Consider the following 23,491-nt stretch of genomic DNA (forward strand, 5'->3'; position numbering starts at 1 on the left):
CTGGCCGCTGCCATGTTCACCTCATCGTCTTTTGACCTCTTTCTCCAGTGTGTGCAGTTCCCGGGCCCAGGCCACCAGGCGTGCCTCGCTGCGGGGATGATCATTGACAAGGTCGCTGACCGTGGATGCCGCCGTACCCAACTGCCGTGCCGCGGCATCAACGGTGGCCTCCGCGGTGGCTCCCGGACCAAGCCGGAGGGCAGCCGCAAGACGGGACAACGTGCCCGCGCGCAGGTTGTCCCGTGCCTGGTCCATGGCCCGGTTGTCGTGGTAGAGCCGGGCGCGGCCCTCGGCAGTCTCCACTGCCTTGACCACCACGGGAAGGGGCTCGAAGACCAGCGGCCCGTGCCTCCGGCCGCGCCAGGCGATGGCGGCGAGGGCGACGACCACCAGCCACGGGCCCACGAACCGCACCCAATCCGGGGCCAGTTCGTCGAGGGTGCGCGGCGATCCGGTGAGGTCCATGTCCTCCAATGACGGCAGGTACCACACGAGGTCAGGGGAAGCACCCAGCAGCCGCAGCCCGAGGGCGGCATTTCCCAGCTCGTCAAGCCGTTCGTTTCCCAGGACTGCGGTGCTGCCGAGGACTACCAGCCTGCCGTCAGCGCCGGCCGCAAGCACTCCGGCGGCCGAGCCGGACGGGCGGAAACAGGTGGTCCCGCCGTCGTACACGAATCCTGACCCGCCGCTGACCTGTCCTGCCGCCCGCGCATCCGGAAGGGAGCAGCCGGGGTCCAGCGCGGGCGTGCCCTCCGGCACAACGCCTGCCTGCCGGATGCCGCCGTCCAGGGCGCGGAGCGTCTCAAGGCGTGGTGAGACCACCACTACCCGGGCACTTGAGTCCGCGAGGCCACGGAGGCGCTGCCCGTCGAGGGCTCCTTTCCGGTCGTAAATCAGGAGGGTGGGGGATGAACTGGCGTCCAGGGCAGCCATCGCTGCGTCGTAGTTCCGGACGTCGTGGACCTGCACCCCGTGGTTGCCTAAGATTTGGGCGACGGCACGGGCGCCGTCAGGGCCGGCATTGCTCACGGACAGGGGGACGACGTCTCCCTTGGGCGCCAGTTGGCCCCAGATGACCAGGCCAAGCCCGACGGCGACCAGCGCGCCGAACGCCACCAGTCCCCGGTGGCGGCGTAGCCGTGACCGGAAGGACGGGCCGGCAGCTTGCCGCGGGCCGGCATCCCGGGCAACGTCAGCTTCGGACACGGATCCGGTCATGGCAGGACCGCCGGCTGGTGCCGGTCCAGGGGACGTTCGGGTTTGGCTGCCGCCAGGGCGTCGTCGAGCCGGACCATGTCCTGGTACACCGCACCGCCGGCAGGCCTGTTGCCGTAGCGGACCGCGTCGAAGGCCGCGGCCGCCTGTGCCAGCCGCTGCGCCTCGGACCTGAACGGCACGGATAGTTCGCGTGCGGTTTCATCCGCGGTCCGGCCCGGCTGCGCATCGATGACGGCCCTGTCCTCGGCGGAGCGCACCAGGGCACGGAAACGGTCGACGACGGCGTCGCCCCACCTTCCGGCGGCCGCGGCCTCAGCGGCGCGCCGGCGGTAGTCCGTGGCAGTGACGATGGTCTCGGCACCAAAGACATCCTTCGGCTTCCGGGCGGCCGGGTTGAGCCGCGGGCGGGCCAGGACAAGGGCCACGGCTATGACCAGGACGATAACGATGCCTATGACCGGGGTGGGAACCGACCCGTCAGGTCCCGAGGGGCCGTCCAGGGAACCCAGCCACTCGAGGAAGTCGTGCCACGCGGCCTCCAGCCAGGACGGCTGGGCCTCCCGGTACTCAGGCTTTGCCAGCTCCTCCGCGGCCCACCTGCGTGCCTGTTCCGCGTCGGGAAGCACCGGCGGTTCAGCGGACATCCGGCCATGCACTTCCGGACGGCCCCTGGGAACTGCGGCCCGGTGCGGTGAATGCCGCACCCCGGCCAGGGACGCCGTCGGGATCAGCACCCGTCTCGAGCATGCGGAGGAGCGTAATGTCCAGGCCGTCTTTCCGCATGCGGAGGTCCATGTACAGCAAGGCCATCACCGACGTCTGGAACGCGTAACCCAACGCGCCCACCAGCGCGCCAAGGACAGCGGTGGCAATCCCTAAAGCCACCGCCATCCCCGCGTCCTGTCCGGATCCGCCGTGGGGCGAGACCACGGTGCCGAGGAAACTGGTCAGCAGGCTGACCGGGATCATCACTACCTGGCTGATCACGCCCACCAACAGACTTACCACCAGTGTCATTCCGAAGATTCGCCACCAGTTGGCACGGGTCAGCTGCCAGGACCGGCGCAGGGCGGCGAGCGGACCGACTTCCTCGATGACCACCGCGGCAGGGGCCACCATGACCTTGATGGCGATCCAGGCAAATACTGCAATGAAGGCAGGGACAAGGGGAATCAGGAACAGTGCGCCCGCTGCCCGGTCGGTTCCGGCGATGAGCGCGAAAGCCGCTCCACCAAATATCAGGAAAGCAAGCAGCACGGCAGCCACCAGCAGCGCAGCGAGGCCAATCAGTGCACCGGCCCATGGATTTGGCAAGGGCCCACATCTGGCGGAACCCTGTGGGCCTGTTGAGGATCGAGCGGGCGACCGGCACCACCATGGCCCCCTGCAGTACCGCAGAAATGACGAGCGTCAGGATGCTGACCACCAGGATGGCGCCTGCGAAACCGAACCCCATGCCGGCCAAATCCGCGGGGCTGGCGCCCTCCACCCAGGCCTCGATGGAGCCGGCAGAAGTGGCGGACACGGCCGTGACGACGGCGGCCAGTATCGCCGAGAGCGACTGCGCCAGCAGGGCGGCACCCAGCATGGCTTTCGGGTTCCGGCGGATCGCCTGGAAGGAGCCGTCAAGGATTTCGCCGAACATCAGCGGCCGCAGCGGAACGATGCCGGGCTTTGGCGGGGCAACGTAGCGGGGCTGTCCGTAGGGGCTCCCATACTGGTGGCCGTACTGGATCCCGGAGGCGGGTCCATAGGGCGTTCCGTAGGGCTGATGCGGATAGGCAGCGCCCGGGTAAACCGGCGGGGGTACCGTTCCACGGTGCCTGCTGGCCGGGTGGGGTTTGACCCGGACCTGGCTGGGCTTGGCCATGCGGGCCCGGCTGGTCCTGGCTGGCGCGTGGCTGCTGGTCCCATGGCCCGAAGGGACCCCACGACGGCGTACCACCCCAAGTCCCGCTGCCCCCGCCGGCAGTTCCCCGGTTCGGATCCGCCCATCCGTCATCGTCCCGGTCCCGCTGGTACCCGCCGCTGCCGTCCTGGCCCCGGCCGGGCCAGGGTTCCCGGGAACCGTCGGAGGGCTGCTCCGGTATAGCCGGTTCCTCCCGGCCTGAATCCTGTCCTGACACGCTCTTCCTTCCCCCATTCCGGCCGCACCGTTGTCCCGCGACCGGGCCCTGACAGCCCCTGGCCGCCGGGAAGGTCCGGCACGGTCCCAGCCTATAGTTCCGGCGTCGGACGTCCTAGCGTTCCGCCATGCCGAAGCCGCTCAACAGGACAAAGCCCCCCTGATAAGGGAATATATAACTATGAAGGCACGCATTCTGGTGGTTGACGATGATGAAGCGCTGGCCGAAATGATTGGAATCGTTCTTCGCAATGACGGCTTTGAACCCGTCTTCTGCGCGGACGGCGCCCAGGCGCTTGACATCTTCCGGTCATCGCGGCCGGACCTTGTCCTGCTGGACCTTATGCTTCCCGGCGTGGATGGCATTGAGGTCTGCCGGCAGGTCCGCGCTGAGTCGGACGTTCCGATCGTCATGCTCACCGCCAAGGCAGACACTTCCGACGTCGTCCGTGGCCTTGAATCCGGCGCCGATGATTACGTACCAAAACCGTTTAAGCCCGCCGAACTTGTGGCACGTGTTCGGGCCAGGCTCCGCCCGGGAGACCAGAAGGCGCCCGAAACCCTGCGGATCGCGGATATCACCATTGACGTTGCCGGGCACACAGTAAGCCGCGGGAGCGAACGTATCTCCCTGACGCCGCTGGAGTTCGACCTCCTGGTGGCCCTTGCCCGCAAGCCGTGGCAGGTATTCACGCGTGAACTGCTGCTCGAACAGGTGTGGGGGTACCGCCACGCGGCAGACACCCGCCTGGTCAACGTCCATGTCCAGCGCCTGCGGTCCAAGATCGAGCAGGACCCGGAAGCTCCGGAAGTTGTATTGACGGTGCGTGGTGTCGGCTACAAAGCAGGGGCCTGACCCCGCTTCCTCCGAGGGGGAACGCCGGACCGGCGTCCCCGCCCAGGCGACCCCCGGAGAAGCAGCGGCTTCGGAACAGCATGCCGTGGCACAGCCGGACCAGGAACCGCAGCATCACCAGACAGCGCAGCACCACCAGGCGCCGGAGCACACGGATGCCATCAGCCCCGGATTCAGGAAGTTCGCCTTCCGCGTGCGGATCTGGCAGCGGCGTGCCGTCATTGTCAGCCTCAGGGTGGCCAGGCTCGTTAAGACCGGTATCCTCCGGTTGCTGCCTGCCCTGCGTTACGTCGGACGCGCCCTGCAAAAGCGTTGGCGCCGTTCCCTGCAGTTCAGGACTGTCCTCACCACCCTGCTTCTGGCCGTCACGTCGTTCGCCGTAGTTGGCGCGTACCTGTCGAACCAGATCGCCAACAACCTTTTCCAGGAACGGCTGACACAGGCCGAATCGGAAACCCGGTACAACGTCAAGCAGGTCCAGGAGACGTTCGACGGCGCTCAGGTCACCGACCAGTCGAGTGTCATCACGCTGGTCTACGACACCCTGAACGCCGTGGAAGGCCGTGGCTCCGTGATCCAGCGCCGCTATGTCTTCGAAGCCATGCCGGAGCAGACCAAGCCAAGAAACCGCTGGGTGGAGTCCCGGGCCTCGGACCAGCTGACAGTCAGTGTTATCCCCCCGGAGCTCCGCAAAGCGGTCCAGGAATCCGGCAAAGACCAGTACTGGGCGTCCACCGTGATCCCTGTGGGCACCGAGGACCGGCCAGGCATTGCCGTCGGTAACAAGGTGACCTTCAACGGCACGGTCTATGAGCTGTATCTGATTTATGACCTCAACACGGCGCAGCAGACCCTGGACGAGATCCAAAGCGTCCTCTGGGCCGGCGGTGCAGTGCTGGTGCTCCTGATCGGTGCGGTGGCCTGGTACGTCACGCGCAACGTGGTCAGCCCGGTCAGCCACGCGGCGATGGTGTCGGAGAAACTGGCCGCCGGGCAACTGCAGGAACGGATGGTGGTCCGCGGCGAGGACGAGGTCGCCCGGCTGGGCGCCTCGTTCAACCACATGGCTGCCAGCCTGCAGGAGCAAATCACCCAGCTCGCCACCCTCTCGCAGATGCAGCAGCGCTTTGTGTCCGACGTGTCCCACGAACTGCGCACTCCCTTGACCACGGTCAGGATGGCGGCCGAAGTGCTGTACGACGCCCGTGACGATTTCGATCCCATCAACAAACGGTCTGCCGAGTTGCTCTACAACCAGGTGGAGCGGTTCCAGTCGCTGCTCTCGGACCTGTTGGAGATCTCCCGCTTCGACGCCGGTGTGGCGGTGCTCGATGCCGAACCGGAAGACATCCTCCAAGTCATCGCCCACGTCATTGAGGGCGCGTCGCCCGTAGCCGCGGAGTACGGATCGGAGATTGTTCTGAGTGCACCGGCCGGCGCCATCGTCGTAGACATGGACGCGCGCCGGATCGACAGGATTCTGCGGAACCTGATCCTGAACGCCGTCGAACATGGCGAGGGCAGGCCGGTGACTGTCACTGTGGCAGCGAGCGAATCCGCCGTCGGCATCGCTGTCCGTGACCACGGCATCGGCATGGAACCGGCCGAGGCGGCCCGGGTCTTCGACCGGTTCTGGCGCGCAGACCCTGCCCGCGCACGGACCACCGGCGGCAGCGGCCTGGGGCTGTCCATAGCCGCGGAGGACACCAAGCTCCACAACGGCTGGCTGCAGGCGTGGGGGAGGAAAGGCAGCGGGGCCAACTTCCGGCTTACCCTGCCGCTGCGCCAAGGCGAAGAGATCGGCAACTCGCCGGTCCAGCTCGAACCCGAAGACAACATCACCACGGGCGAACCGGGCAGCGTTCCCCGGGAACCTGACACCAGGAACATCCTGGTCCTGGAAACCGGAGCGGCGCGGTTGGCACCGGTGCCGACGACGAAGGAGAACCCATGACCGGCCGCGGCCGTCCGGCACAGCTCGGTGCTTTCCTGCTGGCGCTGCTGGTTGTGGTGCTGGCAGGCTGCGCCCGGATCCCCATCTCGGGTCCGGTCGGCAAAAGCAGCGAAGGCAGCGCCGGCAACCTGAACGCGCCGGTCTTCCTCCCGGCTGCGCCCCAACCGGGCGCATCGCCGGAAACCATCATTGACTACTTCTACCGCGCAGGCAGCGGCTACGAGGATGACTACGCCGTGGCCCGCCAGTACCTCACGCAGGCCTCGTCCGTGTCCTGGAAGCCGGACCAGCGTGCCTTGGTCTACCGGGACGCACGCGTGGTGGCCACAGGCATCGAAAACGTCTACAACTATGAACTGGATGTGGCCTACACCGTCGATGCTGACGGCATCACCACCCAGTCCCCGGAAGGCACCGTGGAACGGATCCCCGTTACGGTCACCCAGGTGGACGGGGAATGGCGTATCTCGGCAATACCGGACGGGACCGCAATCGCTGAGGAAACGTTCAAGGTGATTTACGGCGCCTATCCCATCTACTTCTACGACCCCACATTCACCTACGCCGTCCCCGACGTCCGCTGGTTCATCAGGAACAAGACGGTCAAGGCCATGACCAGTGCCCTGCTGGCGGGGCCGGCCCCCTACCTTCGCGGCGCGGTGGCCAGCGCCTTCCCGTCGGGCATCAAACTCGCCCGCGAGTCCGTCCCGGTAGTCTCCGGGGCCGCGCAGGTGGACCTGACGGCCAAGGAACTCACGGAGACATCCCCGGAGGACCGCCTTCGGATGCAGATGCAGCTCACCCTGACCTTCCGCAGCCAGCCCGACGTCGTGAATGTCGAGCTGCGGGCCAACCAGGACCTGGTGAGGGTAGAGGACAACGGCTCAGTCCTCCCGCCGGTACAGGACAAGAGTGCGCCCTCGCGCCAGATCGCCGTCAGCGGCAATGAGCTGGTGCGGTACGAAAACAACAGGATTTCGCCGCTTCCTGACATGCAGCCCGTCTCCGCCCTCGACCCGCGGTTCCCCGCGGAATCGCCGGTCTCGCAGACCGCTGCCTTCCTCAACGAGAGCCGGACAACCCTGTACAGCATCAATCCGGGCCAGCCGGCCCGCGCCCTGACGACCCGGAGCACCCTGAGCCGGCCCTCCTTCAGCCTCAACGACTGGGTCTGGTCGGCTGGCCCCGGGGGAAACGGCGCCACTGAAGTGGTGGCCTTCCGCCCCACCGGAGTCGCGGAAGGGGCATCCGTTCCGTCGGTGACGCTGGCGCCGGCCTGGCTGGCGGGACGATCCGTCAAGGAATTCCGGATATCCCGGGAAGGCGTCCGTGCGTTGGTCATTTCTGAACAGAACGGTAAGACCCGGGTCCAGGTCGCCGGGATCATCCGCGGCGGCGACGGGACACCCCGTGAACTGACCCAGCCGACCACCCTGGCGACCGACAGCAACCCGGACCAGGGTGCCTGGGTCAACGACTCCACGGTGGTGGTCATGAAGGGCGCGGCGGCGGCCAACGTGACGCCGGAATTACTCTCCCTCACCTCGGGTCAGCCCCAGCAGCTCGCTCCCTGGCCGGGCCTGGTGGCGCTCAGCGCAGGAAACGGGCCGGAGGAGATCTACGGGCAATCGTCCGAGGGCATCTTCCAGCGGCTGGGCAACGGCTGGTCGCCGCAAATCAAAGGCCCCATCGATCCTTCGTACCCGGGGTAGGGGCCACACGCACTGCCGCCCAGGGGGAACGCGGCATTGGGCTGGGTCCACATAGGCACTCACACTGCTTTGCTTTGCTGCCTGCCCGATGAATTGTTGAGGCGTGAGCAGCGAATCAACGCCCCGCCGTGGCCGGGCAGACCCTGACCTCCTCCCGTCCCAACCGGCGGCCAGGCACCGATCAGAACATCGGAGCGCCCTTCTTCGGTTGGGCGACCAGGTCGGCGGAGCCGCGGCCGACCTCCTGGCTCTTGCCATCCCTGCCGACTGTGTAGGCTGCGGCGCCGAAGACCACCATCTCTGCCCGCACTGCGCCCGGCAGGTACGCCGGCTCACCGCGCAACCGTTCCGTGCCGAAGCTGCCGCACCCGTGCTGACAGATGTGGACGGAAGAATACTGCTGCCGGTGGTTGCAGCAGGCGTCTACAGGGAAGAACTCGCGCAGGCTTTGCTGTCCTTCAAGCGCCACGGCCAGCACCGGCTCCGGAAGTGCCTGGGCAGGGCGCTCGCAGACGCGGTGCGGACGGCAACGGGAGACCGTCAGCCCTTGGTCCTGGTTCCGGTTCCCACCAGCTCAGCCGCCTACCTGGCGAGGGGGTTCAGCCCCGTGCACCTGCTCCTTGCCGAGGCAGTCCGGCAGCTTCCCGGCGCCGTTATGCAGGACGTCCTCGCCAAGGCCACCCCTGGAGGTATCCGGACGGCGGGCGGCCAGAAAGGCCTCGACAGGGGCGACCGGACCAGGCGCGTCCGGGGCTCCATGACGGTGCGGCGGCGCGCCCGGGGCACGGTGGCCGGGAGCCGCTGCATCATCGTCGACGACGTTCTCACCACCGGTTCCACGCTGTCCGAGGCCGCGCGTGCCCTGCACCGCGACGGGGTCCTGGTGGCAGGGGCGGTGGTCCTTGCCGCAACGCGTCCACCGGTCTCGGGCAGCCCGGACGGCGCATCCTAAGCCAGCAGCGAAACTACCGCGACTTAGAAAAAAATAAACCGGGAAAGGATGAATAACGGATGACGATGAACTAACGTCGGTGATGGGTACCAAGACAGAATGTACCTTTCGATGGCGGCTCGGAGAGGGGCTCGACTGTCAGGCAGATCGGCCCAGGGAAGCGCCGCCGTCGTGTCACCGAAGTCATTTGGAGGGCACCATGGAGTTTATGATCAGCGGACGAAATCTGACAGTGTCAGACCGGTTCCGCGAATATGCCGGGGAGAAGATCTCAAAGATTGAGTCGTTGGGCGACAAAGTCCAGCGGGTCGATGCCAAGGTTTCCAAAGAGACCAACGCCCGGCAAACAGGCGACCAGTTGACCGTTGAGGTGACAGTCCTGGGCCGCGGACCGGTGATCCGCGCCGAAGCCAGCGCTGCAGACAAGTTCGCCGCCTTCGATCTCGCGTACAACAAGCTGCTTGAACGCCTCCGCCGGGCCAAGGACCGGAAAAAAGTCCATCACGGACGCCACACCCCCAAGGCTGTGAGGGAAGCAACCGCGTCCCTCGAACCGGCCAGTGCGCACGAGCCCCTTTACATGGAGGCCAGCCACCGGAGCGAGGCCAGCGAGTCATCCGCCGACAGGTCTCCCTACGACGTGGACAACGATATCCCGGCGGGCGATTCCCCTGTCCTGATCCGCCGGAAGGTCTTCCCGGCAGCGTCGCTGACGCTCGACGACGCCGTGGACAACATGGAACTCGTGGGGCACGACTTCTATCTGTTCGTCGACAAGGCCACCAATACCCCGTCGGTTGTCTACCGGCGGCGCGGCTGGACCTATGGTGTGATCACGCTTGACCACGAGTGTGAACCCGGAGATACCGTAGTCGAAGAAAAGATCCTTGCCTACCGTTCGGATGATGCTGCAGCAACCGCTTAGGGTGCTGGCAGCAATCAACAGAGAGGACTGGCGTGCCGGTTTCGCTGAGCCTTAACCAGGCCCGGCGGATCGCTCTGGCAGCACAGGGGCTCGACAAAGGACGGCCCACCGGACCCGTAACTTCGCGGACGGTGGGCCGCACCTTTGCCCGCTTGCAGCTGGTCCAGATCGATTCCGTAAACGTCCTCGCGCGCAGCCACTTCCTTCCGTTTTATTCGCGCCTCGGGAACTACGACCGGAGCATTCTGCAACGGATGTCCGGAGTTCACCCACGCCGGATGATCGAGTACTGGGCACACGAGGCCAGCTACATCCGGCCGGAACACTATGCGGACCTCCTGCTCTGGCAGAAACGTGCGTGGGTTGGTGCCGGGGGCATGGACCCTGACCAGCGGGCTGCCATATCGGAACGGATCCTGGAAACCCTTGCCGGAAGCCGTCCCCTGACTGCATCCGAACTGACCGCCCGGATCGGCCACGTGGAAGAACGGCAAACAGGCAATTGGGGCTGGAACTGGAACGCCGTCAAAAGGGTCCTCGAACACCTTTTTGAAGCGGGGTTCGTCTCCGCAGCTGCACGGACAGAACAATTCGAGCGGAAATACACCCTCACGGCGGGAATTCTCCCGCAGGCCGGAAACGGCACGGGGGAGGCCCCCACGGGAACCCAGGATCGGGTCAGGGCACTGGACCGGCTGACGGACGCTGCCGCCCGTGCGCACGGCATCGGAACGGTCCGGTGTTTCGCCGATTACTTCCGGACGCCCGTCAAGGCAACAGCGCAGTCCGTGGAACGCCTGGTGGAGCGGGGTGCCCTGGAACCGGTGACCGTCACGGGCTGGAATCGGGATGTCTACCGCCATGCCGATGCTGTCCTGCCTCGGCGGGCCACTGGACGTGCCCTGCTCAGCCCTTTTGATTCCATGGTGTTCGAGCGCCGCCGGCTGGAAGAACTCTTCGGCTTCCACTACCGGATTGAGATCTACACGCCAGAACTCAAGCGGCGGCACGGCTACTACGTCCTTCCCTTCCTCCTCCGGGACGGCATCGTTGCCCGGGTGGACCTGAAGGCCGACCGGGCAGGCGGAAAACTGCTGGCCCGGGCCGCCTTCGCCGAGCCGGCCGCCCCGCCGGACACCGCCGTCGAACTCGCCGGGGAACTGCGCCTCATGGCTGAATGGCTGGGCCTTCAGTCCGTGGAGGTCTGGCCGTCGGGTGACCTCGCGGCGGACCTTGCGCGGGCCGTCGGCAACGCGGGCTCCGATCCGCTCTGAGGGAAACCGACACCGGCAGGTTGTCTCTCCCGTAGACTAAAAACGCCAGAATTCGGCGGCATGAGACTGGGAGCATCTTCACGTGGCATCACTTATTGAAAAACTTCTCCGCACGGGTGACAAGAAAACACTTCGGCAACTGCGGAATTATGCCGACTCCATCAATGCCCTCGAAGACTCGTTCAAGACCTTTACCGATGCCGAGCTCCGTGAAGAAACGGACCGGCTCCGCGAACGCCACCAGGACGGCGAAAAGCTCGACAGCCTCCTGCCGGAGGCCTTCGCCGCTGTTCGGGAAGCGTCTTCGCGCACCCTGGGAATGCGGCACTTCGATGTCCAGCTGATGGGTGGTGCCGCCCTCCACCTGGGCAACATTGCTGAAATGAAGACCGGTGAAGGCAAGACCCTGGTGGCAACCGCTCCTGCCTACCTGAATGCCCTCACCGGTAAGGGTGTCCACGTGGTCACCGTGAACGACTACCTCGCCGAATACCAGTCCGACCTCATGGGCCGCGTCTACCGCTTCCTCGGGCTGACCAGCGGATGCATCCTCGCCAACCAGGACCCTGCGGTCCGGCGCGAGCAGTACGCTGCGGATATCACCTACGGAACCAACAACGAATTCGGGTTCGACTACCTGCGCGACAACATGGCCTGGGACAGGAACGAACTGGTCCAGCGCGGACACAACTTCGCCATCGTCGATGAAGTGGACTCCATCCTCATTGACGAGGCCCGTACCCCGCTCATCATCTCGGGACCGGCCCAGGGCGATACGAACCGCTGGTACAGCGAATTCGCAAAGGTTGTTCTTCGGCTGCAGCCCGAAAAAGACTACGAAGTCGACGAAAAGAAGCGCACCGTTGGCGTCCTGGAGGGCGGCATCGAAAAGGTTGAGGATTACCTCGGCATTACGAACCTGTACGAGTCCGCCAATACGCCGCTGATCGGCTTCCTCAACAACGCCATCAAGGCCAAGGAACTGTTCAAGCGGGACAAGGACTACGTCATCATGGACGGCGAAGTCCTCATCGTTGATGAGCACACCGGCCGTATCCTGGCCGGCCGCCGCTACAACGAGGGCATGCACCAGGCGATCGAGGCCAAGGAAGGCGTCGAGATCAAGGCGGAGAACCAGACCCTGGCCACCGTCACCCTGCAGAACTACTTCCGCATGTACGGCAAACTCTCCGGCATGACCGGCACGGCTGAAACTGAAGCCGCCGAGTTCATGAGCACCTACAAGCTCGGCGTTGTGGCCATTCCCACCAACCGCGACATGCAGCGCATCGACCAGTCCGACCTCGTCTTCAAGAACGAAACAGTGAAGTTCGACGCCGTCGTCCGGGATATTGCCGAACGCCATGAAAAGGGCCAGCCCGTCCTGGTGGGTACCACCAGCGTCGAAAAGAGCGAGTATCTTTCCCGGCTGCTCGCCAAGGACGGCATCCGCCACGAAGTCCTGAATGCCAAGAACCACGCACGGGAGGCCGCGATCGTTGCGCAGGCCGGCCGTAAGGCAGCCGTCACGGTGGCCACCAACATGGCGGGCCGAGGCACCGACATCATGCTGGGCGGCAATGCCGAGTTTACTGCGGTCGCCGAACTTGCCAAGCGCGGCCTCGACCCGGAGGAAAACTCCGAGGAGTACGAGTCCGCCTGGCCGGCTGCACTTGAAGCAGCCAAGCAGGCCGTCAAGGATGAGCATGAAGAGGTCCTGAACCTGGGTGGACTGTATGTCCTCGGTACCGAACGGCATGAGTCCCGTCGCATTGACAACCAGCTCCGCGGCCGTTCCGGACGCCAGGGCGACCCTGGCGAATCCCGGTTCTACCTTTCCCTGACGGACGACCTCATGCGGCTGTTCAACTCGGGTGCCGCAGAACGCCTCATGAACAGCTCCGTTCCTGACGATGTGGCCCTCGAATCCAAACTTGTATCCCGTGCCATCGCCTCGGCGCAGGGCCAGGTGGAGGGCCGCAACGCTGAGCAGCGGAAGAACGTGCTGAAGTACGACGACGTCCTGAACCGCCAGCGTGAAGCGATCTACAGCGACCGTCGCCGGATCCTCGAGGGTGACGACCTGCACGAAAAGGTGCAGTTCTTTGTCGAGGACACCATCATGGCCCTGATTGACGACGCCACCGCTGAAGGCAACGGCGACGACTGGGACTTCAACCAGCTGTGGACCAATCTCAAGACGCTGTACCCGGTGAGCGTGAGCGCGGATGACATCATCGAAGAAGCCGGAGGAAAGTCCCGGCTGACGGTGGAGTTCCTGAAGGAAGAGCTGCTTTCGGATGCCCGGCTTGTCTACCAGGCGCGGGAGGAAAGCATCGGGTCGGAGAGCATGCGGGAACTGGAACGCCGCGTCGTGCTGTCAGTCATCGGGCGCAAATGGCAGGAACACCTGTACGAGATGGACTACCTCAAGGAGGGCATCGGGCTGCGTGCCATGGCCCAGCGCGATCCCCTTGTGGAGTACCAGCGTGAGGGTTTCACCCTGTTCCAAAGCATGATGGAAGCCATCCGGGAGGAAAGCGTTGGGTTCCTGTTCAACCTGGAAGTCGAAGTGACTCCGGCCCAGGACGTGGTGGTGGAGGACGCCGCCGGCGGACACACCGAGCATGTTGAGCCGCAGGTCCGGGCGGCCGGTCTGGAAGCGCCCGAAAAGCCTGCGCAGCTGCAGTACACGTCACCCAGCGAGGGCGGTGGCACCCAGACCCGGGTGGAAACCCGTTCCTCAGGGCGCTCAGGCAACCCCGCGAAGGCTGCGGAGCAGGATGCGGCAAAGGAAGCCGCCAAGCGTCCGGCCAAAAAGAAGCGGCGCTAAAGCGGCGTCCACGGACGACGACGTGTAAGGCAAGGGCAGGGCCAGCGGGAGACAGCATCCCGGGGTCCTGCCCTTCCTTGGTCCGGGCGGCCATGCGGGTGATTATCCAATGACGAGTTCCGTGACTCGCCAAACCTGCTTGCTGCGCTCCAGGCGGACTGCCACGGCCCGCGCACGTACGTCATCGACTACCACTGCACTTGCTTCGTAGGTGCCTTCTGCCACTTCGCAGATCCTTACTGACCTGACAATGGAGTTCCGGTGCAGCCGGCCCAGCGCAGGATTTCCGGTCCTGGTGATTTCCCGCCGAATCAGTGCGGCCCGATGCTGGAGGGCAGCGAGGCATCGGGGGTCAAGCCGGCGGGCCAGCTGGTGGACGGGCCGGATACCGGCCAGCACTTCCATGGCCGCCTGCACTGTTCCCCGGGTGAGGGCCCGGACTTCCGCTTCCTCGTCGGCTGCCCGGAGCTGAACCGGCTCTCCGGGACGCGGGGCCTGCCGGCCCTGGCCGAGGGCCCGCAACTGGCCCTGTCGCAGCTGTGTCTGGCGCAGCGCCTCCTGGCTGGCTGCGCCAGGGGTGAAGCCCTTTTCAGCACTACTTTCGGTTCCTCCCTGGAGGGCGCGGATCGGCGTTACTGCTGGCATTGCTTTCCCCTTTGTTCTTGCGGTGCCGGCACTCGGCCGGCATGGTTACGGATGCTTAGGACGGTGAGGGTGGCTGCAGGACTTGGCCCGGGAGCAGGACATCCGGGTTCTGGCCGATGACAGCCCTGTTGGCTTCGTACCATCGGGGCCACTCAAGGGCGACGTCGATGTCGGAAGCATTGCTGCCCAACTGGCCCCGCACAATGTCCCACAGGGTGTCCCCCGCGAGGACTGCCACGGTTCCTGTTGTGTGAACTGACCCCCCAACCGGTGTGGCCCCTCCGCGCGTGGCGGGGGAGGCCATCAGTCCTGGGTCCACCACCGGGGTGGTGCGGGGCTGCCATCCAGGCTGCAGCCGGGAATGGTCCGCGGCGCCGGAGCCCGCGTCCGCAGTGATTGGGGCAGCAGCGGGCGTTGCTTGCGCAAGTTCGTCCGGTGCCGTTGACGTCGGGATCAATCCCGGCGTCACTGTCTGCTCCGGAATGCTCGCATCAGAGGCCGCAGCCGGTGTGGAGGTGGCGTCCGACATAGGGTCGCCTGCCGTACCTGTGGAAGGTACCGAGCTCGGGGCCGGCATGTCCGGGGTTGCCTCCATAGCCGAGGCATAGTCCTGCGTGGGCGCCCACTGCGGACCCGGAGCGGGGGTCTCGGCGTTTGCCGCTGCACCCGATACTAGTTGTAATGAGACGGCCGCGACGACCAGGCGCCTCATGAAGGCCGGCGAAAGCCTGCGCGTCAGCGAAGCTGCACGGACCTTTCCTTGCCGCTCCAGGAGCACGCCCGCGCCGGCGGCCAGAAGGCACAGGAACCACCAGGCGATCAATGACGAACCCGAAAATAATGCTACGGCCCCCAGGATGTCCTCGGCGGACGTGCTCTGGTGCCTGGCCGATGCCTCCTGCCACTGCAGGACAAGACCGCATCCAATAAAGACGAGCACAGCTCCCAGGACCAACAACGCCAGGGCCGTAAGGGCGTCCATTCTGATTCCGTGGGAGTCGCGCTTCATCATTATTCATCCTTTTGATGCAGTTTGATGCAGTTTGGTAATGCTTGATTCAGTTTGCGCCTGTGTTCTGTCATATGTCCATACGGTGGAGAGAAAAAGTTCCTGGAATTGACGGCCTGCCCGGTCGGACTTACTGTGGCCGAATGCGCTGGGATGCACTCTTCAACGACCTCGAAAGCCAGCTGGCGGAATCGGACCGACTTTCACTGGAGGCCGAGATCGGGGAGAGGACCCGCGCTGAACTGGTGGCCATCGCGTTGTCCGACAGGCTCCGCGGAGTACTTGGATGCACGCTGGGGGTCCACCTCCGGAACGGAGAATCTGTCCATGGCCGCCTTGCCCACGCTGGTGCCGAGGCGCTGGTTATTGACGAAGACTGGTACCAGGTCCTCATTCCATACCCGGCGGTTGCCCGCTACGTGGGCATGGGCAGGCTTGCGCAAACCGAGCCGTCAGCCGTGCGGCGCGCGCTTGGGTTGGCGCATTCGCTCCGTGCCCTTGCCAGGGACAGAGCTGAGCTGAGTATCAGCCTCGGTGGCAGCGCGGGCATCACACGGTTGGAAGGCGTGATCGACCGCGTGGGCAAGGACTATGTGGACTTAGCGGCAGTGACTCCCGGTGAAGCCCGGAGGAGCCGGAACGTGGGAGATGTATCAACCGTGCCGTTCGCCGCGCTTGCGGCCATCAGGTCGAGGAAACAAGCCGGACTGTAGCCAACGCCCGGGCCCGGCACTGCCGGCAGGGACGAAACACGCGCCCGCTCAGACCGACTTCGACTTGGACTCCTGAATCATCCTGCTGGCTTCTGCGTAGCGTTCCTCGATGTACTGTTCCAGCATCTTCTCTTCCACACGCCATTGCCCGCGTCCACCAACCTGAATGGCCTTCAATTCCCCGCTCCGTACCAGTGCGTAAGCGGCTGGAGAGTTGATCTGAAGCTGCTCGGCAACATCTGCGAGTGTGAGGAACCTGGGCATGCCTCCATTTTGCCATCCGAACGGGGTGCACGCTTGCGTTATCCACAGTTCCGCCATATTTGGGGCTTTGACTTTTGTTCCGGCGTCCGTCCCGCAACAATGAGGTGTCCGGCCGCGGAACGGCCCGCCGGCACGTCGAGGGGGAGAAACGGCATGGTTCCAGAAACTTCAGCCGCATCAGCACGCCTGAAGCGCCCGTCGTGGAAAGATCCGCGCCTGCTGGTGGGGATCCTCCTGGTGCTTGCGTCAGTGGCGGGAGTTGTATTCCTGGTCGGAAGTGCAGACCAAACCACGGAGGTCTACGCTGCCCGCGACGGGATAGCCGTGGGCGAAGCGCTGACGGAGGAGAACGTGGTCCGTGCCAAGGTGCGGCTCGGCGATTCGGAACAGCACTACATCACCGCCGAATCCGGGTTGCCCCAGGGCGTAGTGGCCGTGCAGCGCATCGGAAAAGACCAACTGGTCCCTCGTGCCAGCCTCGGGGAGGTTGACGACCTTGACCGCAAACCAGTGGCCATTACGGTGGACGAAACGCTGCCTGCGCAGGTTATCGCCGGGGCCCGCGTGGATGTCTGGGTTGCCCAGCCGGATGCCAAGAACGGATTCAGTGAGCCTAAGCTCCTGCTGCCGGGTGCAGAAATCGCCGAGGTAACAGCAGGTTCAACAACTCTCGGATCCGCCAAGAGCACAGTGCTGATGGTGCTGGTGGAGGACAGTCGGATGCCGGCCATCCTGGGCGCCCAGGCCAACGACGCCCGGATCTCCGTCGTGTGGAACCCCGGGGGCGCCAAGTGAGCATACCTGTCGTTACCGTCGGGCAAAGCCGGGAAGATCTGGTGGGCGGACTCGAACGCCTGCACGGCCCTGTCACCGTGGTCAGGAGGTGCGCCGAACTCCCCGAACTGCTGGCAGCGTGCCAAAGCGGGCTGGCCAGGGCGGCCGTCGTGGCAGACGGATCCGAAGGCCTCACGGCTTCGTTGGTAGACCGGCTGGGAGCCGTTGGCGTGGCCATCATCGCCCTCACCGACAGCGCCGAGGAAGCAGCGCGGCTCCGCAAGATCGGTGTTGCATCAGCCCTGACAGGCGTCCAATCCGCAGAACTTTCGGACCGGATCGCCGACGCCGTAGAGCAGTTGACAGGAGCGCCGGGCCGTACTGCCGCAATGAGCTCCCTCGCGGACACCGGTGCAGCCCTGCATCCCGTTGCCGCGGAGCCTGAGCCAGATACGGGCGGGCCAGGACCAGGTCGAATCATCGCAGTGTGGGGTCCCGCCGGCTCTCCGGGCCGGACCACCCTCGCCGCCAACATGGCAGCTGAACTGGCGGCCGACGGCGAGCAGGTCCTCCTCATCGACGCCGACAGCTACGGGGCGAGCGTCGCTGCGGTCCTCGGACTGCTCGACGAATCGGCTGCATTGGCCCAGGCCTGCCGGCTTGCGGACCAGGGTGCCCTGGATGCAGACGCCCTCCGCAGGCTTGCCGCTCCTGTGGCAACGACTGCCGGTACCTTCAAGGTACTCACCGGCATAACGCGGGCAGATCGCTGGACGGAGCTCAGGGCACCGGCCCTGGCGATCGTCCTGGAACGGGCGCGGCAGATCGCCGACGTTGTTGTGGTGGACACCGGCTTCTGCCTGGAAGCGGATGAAGAACTGAGCTTTGACACCATGGCGCCACGGCGAAACGGGGCAACCCTGCGTGCACTGGAGATGGCAGACACCGTGTTCGCGGTCGGGGCTGCTGATCCCGTGGGCGTGCCGAGGTTGGTTAGGGGCCTTGCTGAACTGGAGAACGCTGTTCCCCAAGCCTCGCCCACGGTGGTGATGAACAAAGTGCGGTCGTCCTCTGTTGGCAGGGGCCCCGAACGGCAATTGCGGGATGCCTGGGAGCGTTACGGTCCGGCATCCGAGCTTCAGGCATTCCTCCCGTACGACAACGCTGCCGCGGATGCTGCCCTGCTTGCCGGATCATTGCTGCTCGAATCGTCGCCCCAGTCAGCCCTTCGCCGCTCAATCCGCGAACTCGTTTGTGCATCCGTCCAGCAAAAGCCCAAATCCTCTGTATTTTCTTCCACAGCAGGCCGCAGGGCAAAGGACTAGGCTCGCCATAAGAGCTGCAAAGGTGCAGCGCATATCGTGTGATGGAGGCGTTTGTTGATGTCGTCTGGATCCAGCGTGGAGGATCAGGCCCTTTCCGTAGAAGGCTTTGAAGGCTTCATGGGGGACTACTACCAGCATCTCGCCGAGGAGGACGCGCGCAGCTATCCGCAGGAGCTGCTGGCTAAGCGGGCGGACCATCACCGCGAGGTCGCATCGGGGCGTCTGCCCGGGCAGGCGAAGGTGGCCATTGCCGATGAGGAAGACAGCAGCGTCGTATTCGTCGTCACGGACGACATGCCTTTCCTGGTGGATTCAGTCAACGCTGAACTGGTCCGTCAGCATGCGGCCATCAAGCTGGTCATCCACCCTATGTTCGTTGCCACGCGCAACCGGGAATCCGGGCACCTGGTTAAGGTCAACAGGGTTCCGTCGCATATCGGAATTTCCAGCGGTGACACCGCGGCGATGCCGAGCCTGTCCCACCTGATTGCCACCGGCGAAAATGCCTCATATATGGAGTCATGGATCGCCGTCGAGATCGGCCGCATCTCCGACGAAGCCAAAGCGTCGCTGCTTGAAGGACTGCAGCGAGTGCTTAAGGACGTACGCGCGGCCGTCGAAGACTGGCCCAAAATGCGCCAAAAGGCGCTGGAGATCGCCGAAAGCCTTGACCAGGTAGCCAACCCGGCCCAGATCGCCGAACTGCGGCAGGCGCAGGACCTCCTGCGCTGGCTCGACGACGGCAACTTCACCTTCCTCGGATACCGGGAATACGTCCTCATCAACGTGGACGGGGAGGACGTCCTGGAATTGCGGGAGGACAGCGGCCTTGGCTTGCTCCGGGCAGCGGCCGATTCCCCCCACATCCAGCATCTGACTGATACAGGACGCAAAAAGGCGCGGGAAAAGCGTGCCCTTGTCATCACGAAGGCCAATTCCCGTTCCACCGTCCACCGGTCCGCCTACCTGGACTACATCGGCGTTAAGAGTTTCGACGCCGCCGGCAACGTCAATGGAGAACGGCGCTTCATCGGGCTGTTTGCCACCAGCGCCTACACCGGTTCAGTGCGTGAAGTCCCGATCGTCCGGGAAAAGGTCGACGCCGTTCTCCGCAATGCGGGGTTCCCACCGGACTCGCACTCCGGAAAGGACCTGCTCGGCATCCTGGAGACCTATCCCCGCGACGAGCTGTTCCAAATCGAAGTCCCCGACCTCGCCGCCACGGCAGTGGGCATCCAGAAGCTGCAGGAGCGCCGAAGGACCCGGCTCTTCCTCCGCCCCGACATCTACGGCCGCTTCATGTCGGCTGTCGTCTACCTGCCCAGGGATCGCTACACCACCAATGTCAGGCTTCGGATCGAGCAGGAACTCCGAGAGACCTTCCAAGCGGTTTCCATTGACTACGAAGCCAGGATGACCGAATCGGCTCTGGCCCGCCTCTTCTTCAGGATCCGCCTGCCGAAGGATGCAGATGTCAGCCACGTTGACAGCGGAGAGCTCGAAAAGCGGCTGGTCCGTGCGGCCAGGTCCTGGAGCGAGGGCATCGCCGAGGTGCTGCGCGACGGCGGCGACGCGGCGGAAGCCAAGGAACTGGCGGCAATTTGGGCTGAAGCGTTCCCGGCGAGCTACCGGGTGGACTACGAAGTGGAAGACGCCCTTGACGACATTGCCCGCTTCGAGAAGTACGGAGCGGCGGCCGAACGCACCGAGGGGGCACGGCAGGAGCGCCCGGGCGTCCACGTCTACCTCCCCGAGGGGGCGGGCGCAACGCTTGAGGAAGATGCGCGGGTCAAGCTTTACATGCTCGAGCCCAAGAGCCTGAGCCAAATCCTTCCGTTCTTCCACAACCTGGGACTCGAGGTGCTCGACGAACGGCCCTTCGAAATCGAGACCGCGGACCGCCGCGATTTCTTCCTGTACGACCTCGGTCTGAAATACCCCGCAGGCGTCGACCCGGTGGCAACCGGAGGCTTCCTGGCGGATTCCTTCAGCGCGGCTGTGACAGGTGCGGCAGAATCCGACGCTTTCGACCGCCTGGTCCTTCGGGAAGGGCTGCACTGGCGCCAGATCACCGTCCTGCGTGCCTACGCCCGCTACATGCGCCAGATGGGCAACACCAATTCGTTCGGGTTCATGGCCGACACCCTCCTCGCCAACCCTGATGTGACCAGGGGGCTCAGTGCCCTGTTCGAAGCACGGTTCGACCCGTCCCTGGACCGCGATGCACGGCAGGCCGCCCAGGAATCCGTGCGGGAAGAACTGTCAGCGTCCATCGAAAAAGTTGCAACACTTGACGCTGACCGTGTCCTGCGGACGTTTGTGAACCTCATCGAGGCCACCCTGCGGACGAACTTCTACCAGGACAAGCGGCACCTGAGCTTCAAGCTCGATCCGGCGCGGATCGACGGCTTGCCGTTCCCGCGTCCCATGTTTGAGATCTGGGTCTACTCTCCGCGGGTTGAGGGTGTGCACCTCCGATTTGGCAAGGTCGCCCGTGGCGGCCTGCGCTGGTCGGACCGCCGGGAGGACTTCCGCACCGAGGTGCTCGGCCTGGTGAAGGCACAGACGGTAAAGAACGCCGTCATCGTTCCCACCGGGGCCAAGGGCGGCTTTTTTGCCAAGCAGCTGCCGGACCCGTCCGTCGACAGGGCGGCGTGGATGGCCGAAGGTGTCGAAAGCTACAAGACCTTCATCCGGGGCCTGCTGGACCTCACCGACAATCTGGTTACCGAAGGTGCGGACGAGAAGCTGGTGCCGCCGTCGGACGTGGTCAGGCATGACGACGACGATTCCTACCTCGTGGTCGCAGCGGACAAGGGGACTGCGACATTCTCGGACATTGCCAATGGCCTGGCCGCTGAGTACGGATTCTGGCTGGGAGACGCTTTCGCTTCGGGCGGCTCCGTTGGCTACGACCACAAGGCCATGGGCATCACCGCCCGCGGTGCATGGGAATCCGTGAAACGGCACTTCAGCGAGCTGGACCTGGACACCCAGACCCAGCCGTTCACCGTGGTGGGCGTGGGCGATATGTCCGGCGACGTGTTTGGCAACGGCATGCTGCTGTCCCGGCATATCCGGCTGCTCGCTGCCTTCGACCACCGGCACATCTTCCTGGATCCCACGCCGGACGAGGAGTCGTCCTTCACTGAACGCCGGCGCCTGTTCGAACTGCCCCGGTCATCATGGGACGACTACGACAAGTCCCTCATCAGCGAAGGTGGCGGTGTCTTTGCGCGGCAGGCCAAGTCCATCCCGGTGTCCCCCCAGGTACGCGACGCCCTGGGACTTCCCGCCCACATTACGGAGCTCAGCCCGCCCGAACTCCTGCGGGCCATCCTGCTGGCCCCGGCAGATCTTCTCTACAACGGCGGCATCGGGACGTACGTGAAGGCCAGCAGCGAGTCCAATGCTTCGGTGGGGGATAAGGCCAACGACTCGATCAGGGTTGATGGCAGGGACCTCCGCGTCAAGGTGGTGGGCGAAGGCGGGAATCTCGGAATGACCCAGCGCGGACGGATCGAGGCAGCACTGCAGGGTGTCATCCTGAATACCGACGCCATCGACAACTCCGCAGGCGTGGACTGCTCCGACCATGAGGTCAACATCAAGATCTTCGTTGACCGGATGGTGGCTGCCGGCAGGCTGGACGCGGCCGAACGCGCCGAGTTCCTTGCCTCGATGACCGACGAGGTTGCCCGCCTCGTCCTGGAAGACAACATTGACCAGAACATCCTGCTGCTGAACGACCGCACAAGGGTTGCGGAGTGGAGCCCCAGTTACGAACGCCTCATGGACTGGCTGGAAAAATCGGCCGACCTGAAGCGCGACCTTGAGGCCCTGCCCACCACGGAGACCCTGCGCGAACGGCTGCAGCAGGGCCAGGGCCTGACGTCGCCTGAGCTCTCCGTCCTCGCGGCCTACGCCAAGATCGAATTGGCGACGGCCCTGCGGGAAAGCGATCTCGCGGACGATCCGTGGTTCCGGCAGACCCTCCGCGGTTATTTCCCGACGCAACTGCGTGAACGTTTCGACGCTGAACTGGACACGCATCCGCTGCGGCGTGAAATCATCGCAACGGTGGTGGCCAACGACATGATCAACATGGGAGGCATCACTTTCGCTTTCCGCGTCATGGAAGAAACGTCGGCCAGCGAAGTGGCCGTGGCCAAGGCCTTCGTCGCGCTGCGGGAGATTTACGAGCTGGACGTGATGGTCCGGGAGCTCAACAGCCTGCCTGCGTCGTTCCCCACGGAGCACTGGAGCACGGTCCACCTGGATATCCGCAGGTTGCTTGACCGCGCAGTGCGGTGGCTCCTCACCCAGGGAACCGTCTCCCAGCCCATCGATGAAGTGGTGGCTGAGTTCAAGCCGTTGATGGATCCCCTGCGTGCACGCGTTCTGGACTACTTGCGCGGCGAAGACCGGGAACGGGTGGGCAGCTGGCTCGAGAACGCGCGCGAATGGGAACTTCCGGATGGCCTTGCCCTGCGCTGGGCTGAACTGTTCGAAAGCTTTGTCCTTCTGGACATTGCCAAGATCGCCCGCCTGCGGAAAGAGCCGGTTGAGGACATCGCCGCCGCGTATTACACGGTGTTCAACCGTTTCCACGCCGATTCCCTCCTGGAACGGATCAGCAGCCTTCCCCGGCAGGACAGGTGGCAGGCACTGGCAAGGGCAGCGCTTCGCGATGACCTGTACTCCACGGTGTCGGACATTACGACGGCGGTGCTGGACGCCACGGCCGCGGGCGGCTCGCCCGAGGCGCGGCTCACGGAGTGGGAGGCGCGGAACGCCGAACAGCTGGGCCGCGCGAAGAGCATGTTCGATGAGGTCAACGCACTCGAAACCGACGATATGGCGTCGCTGTCGGTAGCATTGAGGCTCTTGAGGTCTATCGTCCGGCGCTGAT

Annotated in this window: 18 protein-coding genes; 12 read left to right on the forward strand and 6 right to left on the reverse strand. The window is 64.8% G+C overall.

The features are described 5' to 3' along the window. Positions 1 to 21 precede the first annotated feature (21 nt). Genes QE394_RS16785 through QE394_RS16795 form a run of 3 tightly spaced genes read right to left on the reverse strand, consistent with a single transcriptional unit; the run spans position 22 to position 2,532 of the window. The gene (locus tag QE394_RS16785; protein ID WP_349035103.1) at positions 22 to 1,218 is read right to left on the reverse strand and encodes a DUF4350 domain-containing protein; all 1,197 of its coding nucleotides are present in this window, start codon (positions 1,216 to 1,218) and stop codon (positions 22 to 24) included. After that, positions 1,215 to 1,862: a DUF4129 domain-containing protein gene (locus QE394_RS16790; RefSeq protein WP_056084975.1), complete on the reverse strand. Its 648-nt coding sequence runs from the start codon at positions 1,860 to 1,862 to the stop codon at positions 1,215 to 1,217. The genes QE394_RS16785 and QE394_RS16790 overlap by 4 nt, the downstream gene beginning before the upstream one ends. Continuing rightward, positions 1,852 to 2,532 (reverse strand): hypothetical protein, encoded by a 681-nt coding sequence (locus QE394_RS16795; protein ID WP_349035104.1) that lies wholly within the window; start codon positions 2,530 to 2,532, stop codon positions 1,852 to 1,854. Before QE394_RS16795 ends, QE394_RS16790 begins: the two co-directional genes overlap by 11 nt. Before the next feature lie 140 nt (positions 2,533 to 2,672). Here QE394_RS16795 and QE394_RS16800 point away from each other — a divergent pair, with 140 nt between their 5' ends. From QE394_RS16800 to secA, 8 genes are all read left to right on the forward strand, one after another. After that, positions 2,673 to 2,909 carry a hypothetical protein gene (locus QE394_RS16800; RefSeq protein WP_349035105.1) on the forward strand — a complete coding sequence of 79 codons (237 nt, stop codon included), beginning with the start codon at positions 2,673 to 2,675 and terminating at the stop codon, positions 2,907 to 2,909. Positions 2,910 to 3,524: 615 nt separating this feature from the next. Then, on the forward strand, positions 3,525 to 4,199 hold the full coding sequence (mtrA, locus tag QE394_RS16805; RefSeq protein ID WP_015937620.1) for an MtrAB system response regulator MtrA: 675 nt from the start codon (positions 3,525 to 3,527) through the stop codon (positions 4,197 to 4,199). A gap of 160 nt (positions 4,200 to 4,359) precedes the next feature. Further along, positions 4,360 to 6,153 carry an MtrAB system histidine kinase MtrB gene (gene mtrB / locus QE394_RS16810; protein WP_349035425.1) on the forward strand — a complete coding sequence of 598 codons (1,794 nt, stop codon included), beginning with the start codon at positions 4,360 to 4,362 and terminating at the stop codon, positions 6,151 to 6,153. Next, complete coding sequence (locus QE394_RS16815; protein ID WP_056084978.1) at positions 6,150 to 7,865, forward strand: LpqB family beta-propeller domain-containing protein; 1,716 nt, start codon at positions 6,150 to 6,152, stop codon at positions 7,863 to 7,865. Before mtrB ends, QE394_RS16815 begins: the two co-directional genes overlap by 4 nt. A gap of 103 nt (positions 7,866 to 7,968) precedes the next feature. Next, complete coding sequence (locus QE394_RS16820; protein ID WP_261619185.1) at positions 7,969 to 8,817, forward strand: phosphoribosyltransferase family protein; 849 nt, start codon at positions 7,969 to 7,971, stop codon at positions 8,815 to 8,817. A gap of 199 nt (positions 8,818 to 9,016) precedes the next feature. Next, positions 9,017 to 9,742: a ribosome-associated translation inhibitor RaiA gene (gene raiA / locus QE394_RS16825; protein WP_056085400.1), complete on the forward strand. Its 726-nt coding sequence runs from the start codon at positions 9,017 to 9,019 to the stop codon at positions 9,740 to 9,742. A gap of 32 nt (positions 9,743 to 9,774) precedes the next feature. Then, entirely contained in the window at positions 9,775 to 11,016 is a 1,242-nt protein-coding gene (locus QE394_RS16830) for a crosslink repair DNA glycosylase YcaQ family protein (RefSeq protein WP_349035106.1), read from the forward strand. 82 nt (positions 11,017 to 11,098) lie between these two features. Then, complete coding sequence (gene secA, locus QE394_RS16835) at positions 11,099 to 13,849, forward strand: preprotein translocase subunit SecA (RefSeq protein WP_349035107.1); 2,751 nt, start codon at positions 11,099 to 11,101, stop codon at positions 13,847 to 13,849. A 102-nt stretch (positions 13,850 to 13,951) separates the two neighbouring features. Here the strand turns inward: secA and QE394_RS16840 are convergent, their stop codons facing one another. Together QE394_RS16840 and QE394_RS16845 are read right to left on the reverse strand one after the other, a co-directional pair. Next, positions 13,952 to 14,494 carry an Rv3235 family protein gene (locus QE394_RS16840; protein ID WP_056084990.1) on the reverse strand — a complete coding sequence of 181 codons (543 nt, stop codon included), beginning with the start codon at positions 14,492 to 14,494 and terminating at the stop codon, positions 13,952 to 13,954. 55 nt (positions 14,495 to 14,549) lie between these two features. Continuing rightward, positions 14,550 to 15,506 (reverse strand): hypothetical protein, encoded by a 957-nt coding sequence (locus tag QE394_RS16845; protein WP_349035108.1) that lies wholly within the window; start codon positions 15,504 to 15,506, stop codon positions 14,550 to 14,552. A 140-nt stretch (positions 15,507 to 15,646) separates the two neighbouring features. Between QE394_RS16845 and QE394_RS16850 the strand changes: the two genes are divergently transcribed. Then, complete coding sequence (locus QE394_RS16850; protein WP_268156995.1) at positions 15,647 to 16,216, forward strand: hypothetical protein; 570 nt, start codon at positions 15,647 to 15,649, stop codon at positions 16,214 to 16,216. 48 nt (positions 16,217 to 16,264) lie between these two features. Here QE394_RS16850 and QE394_RS16855 read toward each other — a convergent pair whose 3' ends face one another. Beyond that, on the reverse strand, positions 16,265 to 16,480 hold the full coding sequence (locus QE394_RS16855) for a helix-turn-helix domain-containing protein (RefSeq protein WP_045729765.1): 216 nt from the start codon (positions 16,478 to 16,480) through the stop codon (positions 16,265 to 16,267). A 153-nt stretch (positions 16,481 to 16,633) separates the two neighbouring features. Between QE394_RS16855 and QE394_RS16860 the strand changes: the two genes are divergently transcribed. Genes QE394_RS16860 through QE394_RS16870 form a run of 3 tightly spaced genes read left to right on the forward strand, consistent with a single transcriptional unit; the run spans position 16,634 to position 23,490 of the window. Next, entirely contained in the window at positions 16,634 to 17,275 is a 642-nt protein-coding gene (locus tag QE394_RS16860; protein ID WP_056085000.1) for a hypothetical protein, read from the forward strand. Beyond that, positions 17,272 to 18,579, forward strand: a complete 1,308-nt coding sequence (locus tag QE394_RS16865; RefSeq protein WP_268156998.1) for a P-loop NTPase — start codon at positions 17,272 to 17,274, stop codon at positions 18,577 to 18,579. Before QE394_RS16860 ends, QE394_RS16865 begins: the two co-directional genes overlap by 4 nt. 57 nt (positions 18,580 to 18,636) lie before the next feature. Continuing rightward, positions 18,637 to 23,490, forward strand: a complete 4,854-nt coding sequence (locus tag QE394_RS16870) for an NAD-glutamate dehydrogenase (RefSeq protein WP_268157000.1) — start codon at positions 18,637 to 18,639, stop codon at positions 23,488 to 23,490. Position 23,491 lies beyond the last annotated feature (1 nt).

Origin of the sequence: Pseudarthrobacter sp. SORGH_AS 212 (assembly GCF_030818145.1) — a bacterium.
Lineage (GTDB): Bacteria > Actinomycetota > Actinomycetes > Actinomycetales > Micrococcaceae > Arthrobacter.